Source organism: Streptomyces sp. P9-2B-2, from assembly GCF_030406865.1.
Classification (GTDB): Bacteria; Actinomycetota; Actinomycetes; order Streptomycetales; family Streptomycetaceae; genus Streptomyces; species Streptomyces platensis.
On record NZ_CP129126.1, the window covers coordinates 7,977,512 to 7,992,725 of the forward strand.

Here is a 15,214-nt window from a genome sequence, read left to right on the forward strand (position 1 = left end):
TGGTCGAGTTGGCCTACCGTATCGATGGCCTGCGGTCATCGGTATCCAGTACGTCGGCATCCGGGACGTCGGTATGCGTGATGTGCGTACCGAGCCAAAAGCGGTCCAGCCGCTAAAGGTTGGCCCGTACCCGAGTCGGCGTCTCGGGCATACTGGCGCCGGTTGCCGCTGTGTTCCGGATCCAGGACAGGAGCTTGAGTGCCTGAGCTGCGCTGTGAAGCGGTTCGCTGGGTCGATGACGAGCCGTTTCCGGGCATCGTCGAGGTTCAGTTCATTGATGCTGAGGGACAACGCTGGTCCTTGATCGACAAGAGCCCCATCTTCGCGGAGTTCGATGAGCTGACCCCCGACTCGGTCTACCCGGTGAAGGTCGCGGTGAGGTGCGTGATCCAGGACGACGTCGAGACGCTTGCCGGCGACGAGGTCGTGACGGTCTCCACCTCACCGGACGGGGTCACGACGCCAGACGGACGGGACACTTTCGCCGTGAGAACAAGCCAGCTCATCCCGTGAGCGCGAGGTTGTGGAGTCGGGCGATGCCGAGCATGGCCTGGTGAACGCCGTCCCCCTTGAGACGGCAGGCCCTTCCTCAGGCTCGTGGGCCGGCAGTGGCTGGGCCGAGCGGAGCAGTCGGTGCGGTCGGGTGGGGGACGAAAGGCATCTGACGAGGGGCAAGAAAGGGCAACCTGCGGTGCACACGGACGGCCGTGACCACAACGGTTGTCCGCCGTCTCTCGCTCGCGTGCGGGTGAACCACGACGCCACGCCCTCGCGCCGATCGAAAATGGACGATTGTGCACGCTATTGTCAGCTCTTGTGCCGTTGAGTTGTGCGTTTGTGAACCTCAAGCCCGGCGTCGGAAAGACGACGAGTGCTGTGTGGCTGGCCCATGCGCTTCATGAGTTGGGACTGTCGCCGCTGCTGGTCGACGGTGACCCGGCCTCTTCCGCGCTGCGCTGGAGCGAGCTGGCCGGTGGCTTTCCGTTTCCGGTGATCGCTCTGCCGGTGGGGGACGTCCACCGTCGCGTGAATGACTTCCTCGGCAACCGGCAGGCCGTCGTGCTCGATGCGCCCCAGCTGGAGGACCATCCCCGGATCACCCGCAGTATCATGAGGTACGCCGGTGAGTGGATCGTGCCCGTGACTCCCGCCCCCATCGAACTGGACCGGATGGCACCCATCCTCGGCGAGATGGCGGACGTGCAGTCCCTGCGTGCCGAGCCGGCCCGCACGGCGGTTCTGCTCAATCGCACCAACCGTCCCGATGCCACGCGCACCGGGCCCGATTCCGATGCTCGCGAGGCACTCACCGAGCGGGGTTTCGAGGTGCTGGACACCCAGATCGCGCGGCTCGACCTGTACGCCCAATCTTTCGGGAACTCGGTCCAGGCCAAGGGTTCGGCGTATATGGACTTCGCGGAGGAACTGATCGAGCGTCAGGGAGAGGCATGAGCCAGCGCAGGGAAAACTACCGCGCAGCATTGCGGCGCGAGCAGGACGACGGTTCCGGACCCCGATCCGCCAAAGTCACCACGCTGCAGAGCAGGTACATCCGGGTGACGGTCGAGGTGGATCCCGACCTTCAAGGCGATCTGGCGCGATGGGTGGCATGGCCGGTCTCCTCGGTAGTGGTCGCCGGCACGACCGTCCTGCGTACCCTGGCCGACACCGTCGGCAGGGTGTCCCGGCCCGGAGGCTAGGCTGCTTTGCCCCGGCGCCGGGTTCCTGGCTCCGCCACGAGCCCCGTGGAACGAGCCTGTCGGGTCGTCCGCTACGGGCGCGGGGTGCGCGCCTCGATCCGGTAGTCGAAGGCGGCGCCGCCGACGCCGACCTGGGTCACTCCGCCGTCAACGGTGAGGACGGCCCCGTTGACGTAGGACGAGGCGGGCGACAGCAGCCAGTCGATCGCCTCGGCGACCTCCTCCGGATCGCCCGGACGCCGGGCGGGATTCAGCCGGTTCGCCTCCTCGTATGCCTCCTCGGCACCGCCCGCCAGCCCCGCCTCCGCCGCGAACCGCGCCATCCGCTGGTCGGCCATCTCCGTACGCACCCAGCCCGGGCACACCGTGTTGGCCCGCAGCCCCTGCGGCCCGTAGTCGACGGCGAGGGAGCGGCAGAGGTGGAGCAGCCCCGCCTTGGACGTTGCATAGGCGGCGTTGCCGACGCTGTTGCGGAGTGCGCCGACCGAGGCGACCGCGACCACCGTGCCGCGGGCCGCCAGCAGATGCGGCAGCGCGGCACGCAGCAGCAGGAACGGGCCGGTGAGGTTGGTCCGTATCAGCTCTTCCCAGTCCTCGACCGCGGTGTCGCCGACCGCGCCGCCCCGCCCGATTCCGGCGTTGAGCACCACACCGTCGAGTCTCCCGTAGGCCGTCACCGTCGCCTCGACGAGCTCGCGCACGGCCTCGGGGTCGGCGGCGTCGGAAGGGTGGGCCAGCGCTCCGGTCTCCTCGGCCACCCGGCGCAGTGGCTCGGGCCGCCGCCCGGAGATCACGACCTGGTGCCCGGCGGTGCGCAGCAGCCGGGCGGTGGCGGCCCCGATCCCCGTTCCCCCGCCCGTCACCAGGACAACACGCTGTTCCGACATGCTCGTTTTCGCCTCCGAAGGTGGTCAGCTTCCGGTTCCCCGTACCGCGAGCATACGAAGCGCCGGCACCGCCGGGCCGACCGGGCACAGCTAGCGTCGGCAACACGGCTGGGTGCGGGGCGAGGAACGACCTCGCCAAAGGGCAGCGGCGAGCACAGCGGCGGTCAATCGGTGGAGCGGTGTGACGAGGAAGTAGCGGCACCCTCCCTCCTGAATCGCCAGACCCTCGCTCAGGGCCTGTAGTCGCCTGGCAAGTCGCCGAGCGTCAGTAGGATCAGCGCTCTCAGGGGGAGTGCGATGCGAACATCAGGGCGGGGCGGCGCAGGGCAGAAGTACGCGCTGGCCTCGGACGAGGACGACGCCGACTTCTGGGGCTGTGCCCGCGAGGCCGAGGGGTTGTTCACGCCGCTGCCGGGCGAGGCGGGAGCACGACGAGTGCGCCTGGCAGGTTGTCTCCCGCAGGGTGGCCTACTGAACTTTGAGGCTCTGGACGACTGTCTGAGAGGCGGCTTGGGCGCCACCCCTCCGTTCACCTTGCACTGGGATTCCTCGGCCGAGGCCAGCGCACGGTTGGTAGAGCGCGTACCGACCGGCGAGGGCGACGTCGCGCTGTTCGACCTGCTCAAGGAAGTCTTCGAGGAACGGGGTGTGAGCGTCATGCTCCGGTGATGGCTGGTCACTTTCGGGACTTTCTGCTCAGCTCATTCCAGTACAACCATCACCGAGTGCCGTGGGTCTCGTACCTCGCCCGGCTTCCCTGCCGGTCGCGATCCCCTGACTTTCGAAGTGTAGGAAGGACCCGCTGATGCACTTACGGCACTTGGTGCGCGCCCTGGCCGTGTCCCTGGCTCTCGGGGCGACACTGCTCACCACAGGAGGCACGGGGGTGGCGGCGGCCACGGCGTCCGGGTGGGAGCTGTCGCTTTCGGGCGACAGTGCGGCAGAGTCCCTGATGTCGGTCTCCGCGCCCGACGCGAATCATGCCTGGGCTGTCGGCAGAAAGGCCATGCGCGGCGTCATCATGCGGTGGGACGGGCGGAGCTGGCAGGCGGATACCACGCCGGGGCTGCCGGACGTCTGGCAGTGGTCGGCGGTGAGCGCTGTCTCTGCCGACGACGTGTGGGCGTACGGGGTGGACAACGACGGCCAGGCTCTCGTGCACTATGACGGCGATCGCTGGAGCAGCGTGCCCACCGTGGGCGCCTTCGACAGATCCTGGCCGGAGGTTCCGCTCGACGCCGTCCCCGGGCGCCTGTTCAAGGGGGGAAAGGCCCTCTACACCTACGCCGACGGGGACTGGCAGACCTTCGAGTTGCCGTACCTCGTCGACATCAGGGACATCGACGCCTTGTCGGCGGACAATGCCTACGCGACCGGCATGCAGTACCCCGTGGACGACGGTCATCCCGTCGTCTACCACTGGGACGGCACGACCTGGACCCTTCTGCCGCAGCCGCCCTTGAAGAAGAGCACGGACGCCGTGCAAATCGTTGCAGAGTCGCCTGGGAGTGTGTACGTCGGCGGCTGGGCCCAGGGAAAGCACGGCGCCCCGCCCGTCCCCAGTGTCATGTGCTGGAACGGAGCCGGCTGGCAAAACATCACCGGCTCGCTCGCCGACATGCACCTCGATTCCCTCTCCTCCGATGGCGCGGGTGGTTTGTGGGCCACCGGTTCGGACAAGAGCACCCCCGAAGTGGGGGCCGAGCCCTTCATCTGGCACTACGACGGCGCGACGTGGACCAAGCAGGCTGGAGCACTGGCTCCGGACGCCGCGACCAGCTGGCCGTCTTACGCCTTCAACGATCTCGCGCCGGCCGGTGACTCCGGCACCTTCTGGGCCGTCGGTGACTACAAGATGCCGATGGATGAGCACAGTGACACGAAGGTCAACGCTCTGATCGAACGTTCCACAGCCCCGAAGGGCTGAGGCCGAGCCGCTCATTGAGCGCAGAGTGGGACACGCCTCGGGTGGTTGCTCGTGCGTGTCCCACCACACTTTTGCCAGGGCCGTGTGGAGGAACTAGAGGGTCTCCGCACGGGCGTTCTTGGCCCGCTTCTCCACGCCCGGCATGGCGAGGAACCCGTGCACCGCTCCGGGGTACTCGGTGAACCGCACGGTGACCCCGCCCGCCCGCAGCCCCCATACCTGCGGGAACCCGGCTCACCCAGCCCCCCCGGCCATGACATGGCTCTACTTGCCGACGGCACCCCACCGACCCGCCGGCTGCGTCGCTTGACGAGGCCGCTGCCGTACCCGCCGGAGGTACGACCACATCATCTTCGGCCTTCGAGTGCTTGTTACGCAGGGTGCTCAGCGTGTTCTCGTAACGGTGTGGCCTGTGGTGCGCGACCATACGGACGCCGACACAGGATCGATCATCGGCGTCGTGCATGAGGGTGGGTTCTCGCCGGCCGGTAGCCCGCGTCGACTGCCGCGGGTCTGGTCCGGCGGTGCCGGCCGGTGGGCGCCGTGGCGCGCTGTGAGCGCAGGTCGCCGCGTTCGACACCACGAGAAAACCAACGTCAAGAGCAAGCAGCCAGTAGCCAGTAGCCAGCAGCCAGCAGAAGGAAACTTCGCGACAGGAAGAAGGACGGACGTGTCCGGCAGCGAGAGCGAGAACCCAGTAATCCCTTCCCCGGCCCCCACGCCGACCCAGCCCAGGACGAACCGGGACTGGTGGCCGAATCAGATGGACCTGCAGATTCTCCATCAGCATTCGTCCCGGTCCAATCCGATGGACGAGGACTTCACCTACGCGGAAGAGTTCTCGACCCTTGATGTCGACGCGCTGAAGCGCGACGTATTCGAGGTGATGAAGACGTCGCAGGACTGGTGGCCGGCCGACTACGGCCACTACGGGCCGCTCTTCATCCGGATGAGTTGGCACGCGGCGGGAACGTACCGGATCGCCGACGGCCGGGGCGGTGGCGGCGCCGGTGCACAGCGCTTTGCGCCCCTCAACAGCTGGCCGGACAACGTGAGCCTCGACAAAGCGCGCCGTTTGCTCTGGCCGGTCAAGCAGAAGTACGGGCGGAAAATCTCCTGGGCCGACCTTCTGGTTTTCACCGGCAACTGTGCCATGGAATCGATGGGGTTCAAGACGTTCGGGTTCGGCTTCGGGCGGGAGGACATCTGGGAACCCGAGGAAATCTTCTGGGGGCCCGAGGACACCTGGCTGGGAGATGAGCGCTACACCGGCGACAGGGAACTCACCGGTCCTTTCGGTGCCGTCCAGATGGGTCTGATCTACGTCAATCCGGAGGGGCCCAATGGCAACCCGGATCCGATGGCTGCCGCCAGGGACATCCGCGAGACATTCGGGCGGATGGCGATGAATGACGAGGAGACGGTGGCGCTCATCGTCGGCGGACACACGTTCGGCAAGTGCCATGGTGCGGTCGATCCCTCGTACATCGGCCCGGAGCCCGAGGCGGGTCCCCTCGAGCAGCAGGGCCTCGGCTGGCGGAACACGTACGGCAGCGGCAAGGGCGCCGACGCGCTCACCAGTGGGCTGGAGGGCGCGTGGACCTCCCAGCCGACGAAGTGGGACAACGAGTACCTGGACAACCTGTTCCGGTACGACTGGGAGCTGACGACGAGCCCCGCCGGGGCGAAGCAGTGGACTCCGAAGGACGCCGCGGCCCAGAACACGGTGCCGGATGCCCATGACCCGTCGAAGCGGCACGCTCCCATGATGCTGACGACGGACCTCGGGCTGAAGGTGGACCCGATCTACGGACCGATCGCGAAGAGCTTTCACGAGAACCCGGACAAGCTCGCGGTAGCGTTCGCCAAGGCGTGGTACAAGCTGCTGCACCGCGACATGGGACCGCTCTCGCGCTACCTCGGCCCGTGGATTGCCGAGCCGCAGCTGTGGCAGGACCCCGTCCCCGAGGTCGATCACGAACTGGTCGCCGCCGACGACATCGCTGACCTCAAGCGCAGGGTCCTCGCCTCGGGGCTGTCCGTCTCCCAGCTGGTCACCACCGCTTGGGCGGCGGCGTCAAGCTTCCGCGGCACCGACAAGCGTGGCGGGGCCAACGGGGCACGGATTCGCCTCGCGCCGCAGAAGGACTGGGAGGTCAACGACCTGCCCGAGGTGGCCGAGGTGTTGCAGACCCTCGAACAGATCCGGCAGGACTTCAACGGCTCACAGACCGGCGGAAGGAAAGTGTCCCTCGCCGACCTGGTCGTCCTGGGCGGATGCGCGGCCGTCGAGCAGGCGGCGAAGAACGCGGGGCACGCCGTCACGGTCCCGTTCGCACCTGGGCGTACGGACGCCTCGCAGGAGCAGACCGACGTGGAGTCGTTCGCCGTGCTCGAACCCAGGGCAGACGGGTTCCGCAACTACCTCCGGGCCGGAGAGAAGCTGTCGCCGGAGACGCTCCTGCTGGACCGCGCCAGCCTGCTGACGCTGACCGCTCCCGAGATGACGGTGCTGATGGGCGGTATGCGCGCCCTGACCACCGGCTTCGCAGGAAGTTCCCATGGTGTCTTCACACGGCGGCCGGAGACATTGACCAATGACTTCTTCGCCAACCTGCTCGACATGGGCACGGAGTGGAAGGCGTCGGCATCGGCTGAGAACGTCTTCGAAGGCCGGGATCGCGTCACGGGCGAGGTCAAGTGGACCGCCACCGCCGTCGACCTCATCTTCGGTTCGCACTCCCAGCTCCGAGCCGTCTCGGAGGTCTACGCGTCCCAGGACGCGGGCGAGAAGTTCGTACGCGACTTCGTGGCGGCCTGGGACAAGGTGATGAACCTCGATCGGTTCGACCTCGCCTGAGGCCGATGTCCCGGTCGGTCCTTCACAGTCATCGGCCGACCGGGACACCTCGGGTTCAGTCAGGGTGGTTGCGAGCGGTCCAGGAGGGCTGCACCTGCGACCACTTGGTCACCATGGCGCATCCGAGGAGGACGAGAATCTCGGTGCCGTGGGGGGTGCGGCCATGCTTCCGCTGGGTGTTCTGGGAGCACACAGGTATGCGTCGTCGTCTCACGGGACCGGGTCTGCGGACGATGCACCGGTGACCTCAACTCCTCCGCTGGAGAAGTACGTCGATCCGCTGCCCACGCCGCTGACGGCCATCCCGGATCCTTCGGTCTACCCGGGTGCCGACTACTACGAGATCACGATGCGGCAGGGCTTGTGGCGCTTTCACCGGGATCTCAAGCCGGCAACCGTGTGGGGTTACTGGGCCAAGAACCCCAAGGATCCTCGCAAGGCGATCGGCATGGGCTATCTCGGGCCGACCATCAGCGTGACCGCGAACCACCCGACGGTCGTCAAGTACCGCAACAAGCTGCCGACCACCCACCTCTTCCAGTCCGTCATCGACAGCATTCGCAGCGGGGACCCCCAGCTCGCCCCGACGGCTCCGCCTCCCTACAAGAGCAAGCCGCCCTTTCCCAAGAATGTGAGTGTGTGGAACGTCGTGCACCAGCACGGCGGTTTCACCGCACCACAATCCGACGGTATGCCGCTGCACTCGTTCAGCCCGGACGGCTTCCATGCCGAGTCCTACACCACCCTGGACCCGAGCCGGGTCAAACCCAACGAAGCGATCTGCGCGTACACCAACCACGAGCGTTCGTCGATGCTCTGGTATCACGATCACGGCATGGGGATGACCAGCGTCAACGTCTACGCGGGCCTTGCCGGTCTCTACCTCATTCGTGACCCCGCCGACGAGCGGCTAGGGCTGCCGCGCGGCGAATTCGAGGTCCCCTCGTCCTTCAGGACCGGACCTTCGGCCGGGACGGCTCGCTCGCCTACACCATGATGCAAAGGGAAGGTGAGGACACCCCGGTCGTCAATGGGAAGGCATACCCCTTCCTGGCCGTCGAGCCACGACGCTACCGGCTGCGCATTCTCAACGCTTCCAACGAGCGCTTCTGGCGGCTGAGGTTCGACGTTCCCAGCTCCGCACTGCTTCAGCCCAATCTGCCGTTCTGGCTGATCGGCACCGACGGCGGATTCCGTACTCCGCTGCAAATGCTGAACTTCCTGATCGGGCAATGTCATATCCGGAGACGGTGACCAGAATCATCACCGGGGAATTCACCCCGCCGATGGATACGATCGCGTCGATCCCGGGCAGCGGCACCGTGCTCCCGGCGACATACGTCCACCACTGCCATCTTCTCGAACACGAAGATGATGACTTGATGCGCCCGTGGACGATCGTTGGCAGTGGCGGCCAAGGCGGGGGAGGGCAGGGCGGTGCCAAGCACGGCGGGGGCGGGCACATCGGTGGCGGCCAGGGCGGCGGCTACGGCCACGCTGACCACGGCGGTGGTCACGGTCACGGCCACTGACGGGATCGGGTGGAGGTTGCGGTGACCCGCTGGTCCGGGGCCCGCACGCCACCTGACCTCAACCACGGGCCGGCCCCGGCCCGTGGTTGAGGTCAGCGTCGCCTCAGGTCACTTCAGTGCGCCCGTCACCTTCAGGGCTGCCAGGACGACGGGCTCGACCCGCAGCCGGTCGATGTCGCGTTCCAGCACCTGGAGGACCTCCAGACAGTCGACGACGGTGCGTGCCCGGGACGGTGTGAGACCGGAGGTCTCGGCCGCCGCCCGCACATAGGTGTCGTCCTCCCAGGCGTCCTTCCACTCGTGGACGATCGCCAGGCAGGCGGCCCGCTGGTCGATGTCCTCGCCCAGGCCGACCGCCTCGACGAACTCCTCGGCGCCCTCCTTCTCCGCGAGCCAGGCCTCCAGTTCCCGCAGGGCGCGGTCCTGGTCGTGATGGCCGGAGTGCAGCTCCACGACCTTGTCGAGCAGCAGCGGCCAACCGCCGGACAGCGCGGCGAGGCGGTGCAGCCGTTCATCGGTTTCGAACAGGCCGCGGGCCAGTGCCCAGTCGCGCAGACTCCGTGCGTCGTGGCGGCGCAGCGGGACCACCATGGCGGCCATGTCGGCCTCGGGCGACTCCAGCAGGTCGTACCAGAAGTCGACCTGTCCGAAGTCGGAAATCAGCACCACGGATCGGGTGGCCTCGTGCTCTTCCGGCACCAGCTCGCGGGCTTGCGCCAGGGACTCCCGGCACGCCTTGGCGCTGCCGTCACTGAGGTCGCTGACGAGCAGCCGGCGCTCGCCGGCCCGGCCGTCCGTGAGGGCGCGGCGGAAGACGTTGGCACTGCCGATCGCCGGTACGGTCCAGTTGGCGCCCCGCCCCGTGGCGTCCCGCAAGGTGCGCTCGACGTCCGCGATGCCCGTGGCGGGCGTTCCCAGGATGACCCGCACCTGGTTGCCGCCCTCTCCGAGCACATAGTCGATCTGATTGACCGTCAATGGCGCCGCACGGTTGCCGTAGAGTTCCGGGCGGCTCTCCAGCACCACGGCCTCCTCCAGTCGGCATTCCCGCTCCGCACTCAGCAGCCGGGCCTCGATCTCCTGCGCGGTGCCGATCATCCGTAGGGCGTTCGGACCGCGCAGGTGCCAGCCGCGGCCGTCATGGTTGGGGGCCAGCACGCCGAGGCCCACCATCTCCTGGAGGTAGGCGCGGAAACCCTCGCTGTCGAGCTGCTCGAAGCCCTGGGGCCACCAGCCGCCGCATTCCTCGCGCAGCTGGTGGTCGCTCAGCCGGGTTTCCAGGCCGTGGTCACGGGCGTGCTGGGCAAGCACGTTGGCGACCACGTTGTAGCGGTCGTCCAGCGCAAGTGTGTCCTTGAAGGCAGCCGTGATGTCGGAGCGGAGGGTGGCGTCCTGCTCGACGGCGTCCACGTCGGCGGCCTCGATGGCATACGGCGGGTGCGCCTCCGGAGCGAGGCGGGCGCGCTTTTCCTGCATGACCTGCACCATGCGGCTGCCGAAGATCTGCAACAGGAACGGCTGGTAGGAACAGAACCCCAGCACCCTGTTGACGAGGTCCGCGTTGTCGAACTCGAAGCCGAGAGCTCGCATCGGATGCACGATGAGATCCGCCGCGAACTGCGGGGCGAGCGGGCCGACGACCGTCGGTGTCTGCGCCAAGTGGCTGAACGGCCCGTTTCGGGCCAGCCGGGTGAAGCGCTGCACCGAGTGCAGACCTGCGAAGACCACCTTGGCCCGGCCCCGGGACGCATCGCCCAGGCCGCGCAGCCTGCGGGTCTCGGTGCATTCCGGCACATCGGATTCGAAGAACCGGTCGCATTCGTCGAGCAGGATCAGCAGCCGGCGGTCGGTATCGGCGTCGAGCCACTGGGCGATGCCGTCGGTGACTCGCTGGTACGGCTCGGGCTGGGGACCGCGCCGGCGGGGCGGTTCGAGGATGCCGCCACGGGTGAGTTCGCGGTCGAGAGTGGGCCAGATCGCGTCGGCGCCCTGGGCGGTGCCCCGGCCGATGCCGATCTTGTCGAGGTTGAGGTAGAGCTTGCGGTACGAGGGGCTCTGCTCCTCGAAGCGGTCTCCGGCATCGGCCAGCAGGGCCGACTTTCCCAGCCCCCGGCCGCCGTAGAGGATCTGCGTGCCCTGCGGGTCGAGGATGCTCTTGCGTTCCCGGTCCCGGCCGTAGAACATCTCCCGGCCGATCTGACCGCGCTTCTCCTTGATGTACGGGTTCACCGCGGAGAACGGCAGCATGGTCTCGCTGGCGGCGTCGATGCGCCGGTTGCCGTGTGCCGCCAGGTACGCGAGTGCCGCGTCATCGACGACCATGACCGGCTTGCCGTCGCGGAGTCCGGCGGCGAACTCGGTCCTGGTCCGCCGGTCCATGGTGCCGAAGTGGACCACGAGCAGGCTGTTCTCGCTGGGATCCTGAGAGATACGGCTGCGCAGCAGGTCGGCCGACGGGCGGTCCCAGATCAGCAGTACCCGCAGCTTGTGCCCGCTGTCGGCGATCTGCGAACCGAAGGCGGGTGCCCAGGCCCGGCCGGTGACCTGGATGTCTGCGAGTTCGAAGAAGCGGTAGTCCTTGCCGCGTGGCAAGTCGCTCAGCGGCCGTGCGCGCTTGGCCTCGTAACCGATCAGGGAGAGCGCGGGGGTCAGGTCGGCGCGCGGGTTGATGTTGACGCGGTCGTGGGCGGAGGCGAGACGGTGCCACAGCTCCAGGGCTTCCGCGGCGCGCTCCGCCTGCTCGACCGACAGGTCCTCGTAGTCGAGCGTGGCGAGGCCGGACCACCGGCGCCGATTGCGCACGGTGCCGACCAGCTTCTGGGTGATACCGGCGGGCAGGGCCCGGGGCACGTCGGGGAAGAACGCCTCAAGGTGCGAATCCTGTGAACGGACCTCGGGCACGGGCTCGCCCAGTTCCAGGAAGTACACGAGCTCGGCGGCGGTCGCCAGGTTGTCGGTGTCCAGGGCGCGCTGAACGTGTTCGCGGTCCTCGGGGCTCACCTCGGGCAGCTCGGCGAGCCGGGCCCGCAGCCGGGAGGCGGCCTCCTCCCGGTAGCGCGGCAGCAGGGCGGACACCTGGTCGAGATTGCGGCGAACACCGGCGAGCTCAGGTGCGTCACCAGCGGTGGCGGGAGCGGAGGCATCGGCCAGGAGCTCCTGGAGGTTGACGTCCTGCTCCACGGTGAGGGCGCCATCGGCCTGCGCCCGTCCCAGCGCCACCGACAGTTCCTGGACGCGGGCGACGAGCGCTGCGCGCCGCTGCTGCTCCGTCCGGTCCAGCTCGGCACGGTCCCGTTCAGCGCGATGCAGTGTGGCCGCTGCGGGCAGCAGGTTCCGGTCGGCGAGGTCGAAGATGGTGCGGGCGGCGGTGAAGTCGTCCCGGGCCACCTGCCGCGCCACGGCCTCGTCCCAGGGGACGTCCACGAGAGCCAGCAGTTCGGTGACCGAGGCCGGACCGGCGGCGGGATGCGGCAACTTGCGGAGCTCGATGTCCAGGACGGCTGCCACCTCGTGCGCGAGGGCGTCCTGCGGCACGGGGCGAGCGGAGGTGCCGTCGGCGAGCTCCGCGAACGCGGTCTCCAGGACCTCCCGGGCCACCATCGCGGCGGCCGCGGTCAGCGGGGTGGCGCGGTGGCTCGCGGCCGCCAGGTCGGCGATGACGCGTTCGCGCAGGCCCAGCAAGAGCAGTCGAAGAGTGGCCACCGTCTCGAACGCCCAGGCGTTGCCCTCGCTGTGATGCGTCCCGACGTCGTGCTGCGCGGCCCGCCACTCGGTAACCGCTTCGCGGACCCGGGCGATGAACTGGCGCACGTTCGTCCGGCCCGCGCCCTGAAGGCCACGTCCGTTGTTGTGGCGTAGTTCGGTGTCCATCTGGTCGATGGCGGCCTCGATACGGGACCGGCGGCCGGTGCTGCCGAGCAGTTCCTCGGCCAGCCGCGGCGCCTCCGGATCGCCGTCGGCGATGGCGTGCAGGGCGGCCCCGAGCTGTCCACCGGGCTGGAGCCAAAGGGTGACCATGTGCGTGGCGCGCTGGAACCGGATCGTGGGTGCGGTGAGCAGCGCGCGGCAGGCATCCGCGGCGGCGAGCAGCCGGCTCTCCGCCTCGGAGACATCGGCGACGACCGACCTGGGCGGCGCGATCAGCAGGGCACCCTTGAGGGCCGGGTCGGCCACGGCGCCTGCGACTTCCGCGAGTGCGCCGGGCAGCCGCGGTACCAGCGCCTTCAGTTGGGCACCGACCACCGGTTCCCCGGTGACCAGGGCGGTGCGCACCAGGACGGGGAGAAGGAGCAGCGGCACACCGTCGCTCTCGGTTCCCTCCTGTGCCTCCTCGCTGCGCAGCGCGTCGACGAGGGAGAGCGCGGCGGGGTCGGCGCGCCTGCGCAGGGCGGTCGCCACCGCGGCCAGCCGCAGGGCGGTCTGCTCGGCGGCCGGACGGCCTGCCGCGGCCGAGAGATGTGCGGCGAGACCGAAGCGCTTCTCGGCGACGAGACGCGCCAGCGCGGCGGCCGTGTCCGCCGCACCCGGCGCGGGGTGCGCGGGCGCACCGGTCTCCTGACGGCGAGGCGCCCCGTCGGCGTGTGGCGTCGTCGGGGTGGGTCCCACTGCGGGGGCCGTGACTGCGGGCGCGCTCTGCGTGGTGTCGGTGACCGGCTGGGTGTCGGTGTCGGCTGCCTCACCGGACGCGGTGGCGGTGATGGTGGCGGAGGCGGACGAGGTGGGGACCGGGGCGGAGCCCTCCGCGGCGTCTTCCGCCGTAGTGGCGCCGAAGGAAGAACCGGAGTCCGGTGCGCCCGCTTCGGCGCCACTATCGGCCGGATCACCGGCCTGCCGACCCTCCGGCGGTTCGGTCGACGGCGTGGCGGCGGGCGGGTCGCTGTCGGCCGGCGCGGGAGAGTCATCGGCCTCGTCCGGCGCGGCGGACGTGACTGTGGAGGTCGCTTCGGCAGGAGGAGCCCCGACCGAGTCGATCTGGTCGTGCAGGACGGCGGCCACCGCGTAGGGAGGATGGACGGTGGTCAACCGCTGCTGGGTGGCGACGAGTTGGTCGGATGCCTCCGGCTCGTCCCGCAGCCGCACCAGCTCGACCAGCAGGCGCAGGGGCGTCGTTGCGCTCTCCTCGTCCGCATTCCACACCGGTAGCGCGAGGAGCCGCGCGGCACGTGCCTGGGCGTCGGCAAGGGCGTCGGCGACCGGGCTGTTCCGGTGGCACCGGAAGGTGCCCAGAAGGCTCAGGTCGGTGCGGGCCGCCTTGATCTCCTCGGCCCGTGCCCGATGGTCGCGCACGGCCTCGGCGATGTCGGCGAGCCGGGCGGGCACCTCGGTGTGGCCCGCGGCGGCGAGGAGGGCGAGCATGTGCGCGAGTGCCGGTTCGACCGCGGCCAATGAGGTCAGGTCGTTCTCGCTGGGCGCCCGGCCGTCCTGAAGTACGGAGAGAACCCGCTCGCCGGCTTGCCGTCCGGCCTCGACGGTCTGCTTCAGCAGTGCGCAGGCAGCGTCAACATCCGCTTCGGAAGCGCTCGTTGGAGTCTGGGGCGGTGCTTGACGGGGTTCGGGGACGGTGGTGCCGCCGGTGGGTTGCGGCTGGGCAGAATCCTGCGCCGGGATGGCCACGGGAGTGGTGTCAGCGGCGCGGGAGCCGGTGTCCGCGGCCTCGGCCTCGGCCTCGGTCTCGTGCGCGCAGTCGTCCGGCGACTCTCCCTCCGCACCCGGCCATTCATAGTGTGGCGTCGCATCGACGATCCGCGCCGCCGCGTCCGCCGCAGCCGTGAGAGCCGACGGTTCGGCCGGCAGTCCGAACCAGCCCCGTCCGGCGGTCCACAGGACGATCCGGGCGTCGAACGCGGACGCCCGAAGGTGGCTGAAGACGGTCAGACGCAGCAGCGTGGCGCCCCAGCGCGCGGCCGGGTCGCCCCCGGCGCGTCCGTGCTCGCAGGCAAAGGCGGCCGCCACCACCTCACCGCTGATGCGCCGGGTGAGGTGCAGGGCGGCGTGCCGCTGGTCCGACTCGTTCTCCAACCGCCTGATGCGCGTGAGCACTTGCTCGCTCAGCACCCGCCCGACCCGGCGGGGGGCCACCTTGTGGATGTTGAGGAGGCGAAGCAGGTACTGACGGTCTCGCAGCGAAAGGGCGTTGAGGGCCATGGCCATCTCGGCGGCGCCGAGGTCGGCGAGGGCCGGTCCGACGACCGGTCCCAAGGCGTCCAGCGCGGTCGATAGCTCTTTCAGGGTCTCGACCGGCAGCTCGGACTCGGAGGAAGGCGCGGTGTCGGACGGGGGAGGGCGTCGTGTCATCTGGTGCGGGACTC

11 protein-coding genes and 1 pseudogene are annotated in these 15,214 nt (G+C 69.1%); 9 read left to right on the forward strand and 3 right to left on the reverse strand.

Going from position 1 to position 15,214, the window contains the following annotated elements; translation table 11 throughout:
* Positions 1–198 precede the first annotated feature (198 nt).
* A complete protein-coding gene (locus QT196_RS35020) occupies positions 199–513 on the forward strand; it encodes a hypothetical protein (protein ID WP_168482660.1) in 315 nt (104 codons plus the stop codon).
* Here the strand turns inward: QT196_RS35020 and QT196_RS35025 are convergent.
* Positions 503–586 (reverse strand): annotated as a pseudogene (locus QT196_RS35025) (IS5/IS1182 family transposase); the annotation flags it as partial. The gene QT196_RS35020 and the pseudogene QT196_RS35025 sit on opposite strands and share 11 nt — an antisense overlap.
* Positions 587–837: 251 nt before the next feature.
* On the opposite strand from QT196_RS35025, the gene QT196_RS35030 reads away from it, so the two are divergent.
* Complete coding sequence (locus QT196_RS35030; protein WP_168482661.1) at positions 838–1,452, forward strand: ParA family protein; 615 nt, start codon at positions 838–840, stop codon at positions 1,450–1,452.
* Positions 1,449–1,700 carry a hypothetical protein gene (locus tag QT196_RS35035; RefSeq protein WP_168482662.1) on the forward strand — a complete coding sequence of 84 codons (252 nt, stop codon included), beginning with the start codon at positions 1,449–1,451 and terminating at the stop codon, positions 1,698–1,700. The genes QT196_RS35030 and QT196_RS35035 overlap by 4 nt, the downstream gene beginning before the upstream one ends.
* A 71-nt stretch (positions 1,701–1,771) precedes the next feature.
* On the opposite strand, the gene QT196_RS35040 is transcribed toward QT196_RS35035, so the two are convergent.
* On the reverse strand, positions 1,772–2,587 hold the full coding sequence (locus tag QT196_RS35040) for an SDR family oxidoreductase (protein WP_266732731.1): 816 nt from the start codon (positions 2,585–2,587) through the stop codon (positions 1,772–1,774).
* Positions 2,588–2,884: 297 nt separating this feature from the next.
* On the opposite strand from QT196_RS35040, the gene QT196_RS35045 reads away from it, so the two are divergent.
* The 6 genes from QT196_RS35045 (at position 2,885) to QT196_RS35070 (ending at position 8,906) form a co-directional block, all read left to right on the forward strand.
* Positions 2,885–3,256, forward strand: a complete 372-nt coding sequence (locus QT196_RS35045; protein WP_290356368.1) for a barstar family protein — start codon at positions 2,885–2,887, stop codon at positions 3,254–3,256.
* A 217-nt stretch (positions 3,257–3,473) separates the two neighbouring features.
* On the forward strand, positions 3,474–4,514 hold the full coding sequence (locus tag QT196_RS35050; RefSeq protein WP_290356369.1) for a hypothetical protein: 1,041 nt from the start codon (positions 3,474–3,476) through the stop codon (positions 4,512–4,514).
* A 670-nt stretch (positions 4,515–5,184) separates the two neighbouring features.
* The gene (gene katG, locus QT196_RS35055; RefSeq protein WP_290356370.1) at positions 5,185–7,374 is read left to right on the forward strand and encodes a catalase/peroxidase HPI; all 2,190 of its coding nucleotides are present in this window, start codon (positions 5,185–5,187) and stop codon (positions 7,372–7,374) included.
* Between the two features lie 241 nt (positions 7,375–7,615).
* Entirely contained in the window at positions 7,616–8,371 is a 756-nt protein-coding gene (locus QT196_RS35060; RefSeq protein WP_290356371.1) for a hypothetical protein, read from the forward strand.
* Complete coding sequence (locus QT196_RS35065) at positions 8,368–8,628, forward strand: hypothetical protein (protein ID WP_290356372.1); 261 nt, start codon at positions 8,368–8,370, stop codon at positions 8,626–8,628. Before QT196_RS35060 ends, QT196_RS35065 begins: the two co-directional genes overlap by 4 nt.
* Complete coding sequence (locus tag QT196_RS35070) at positions 8,625–8,906, forward strand: hypothetical protein (protein ID WP_266732740.1); 282 nt, start codon at positions 8,625–8,627, stop codon at positions 8,904–8,906. Before QT196_RS35065 ends, QT196_RS35070 begins: the two co-directional genes overlap by 4 nt.
* 108 nt (positions 8,907–9,014) lie before the next feature.
* Here QT196_RS35070 and QT196_RS35075 read toward each other — a convergent pair whose 3' ends face one another.
* Entirely contained in the window at positions 9,015–15,200 is a 6,186-nt protein-coding gene (locus tag QT196_RS35075) for a hypothetical protein (protein ID WP_290356373.1), read from the reverse strand.
* Positions 15,201–15,214 lie beyond the last annotated feature (14 nt).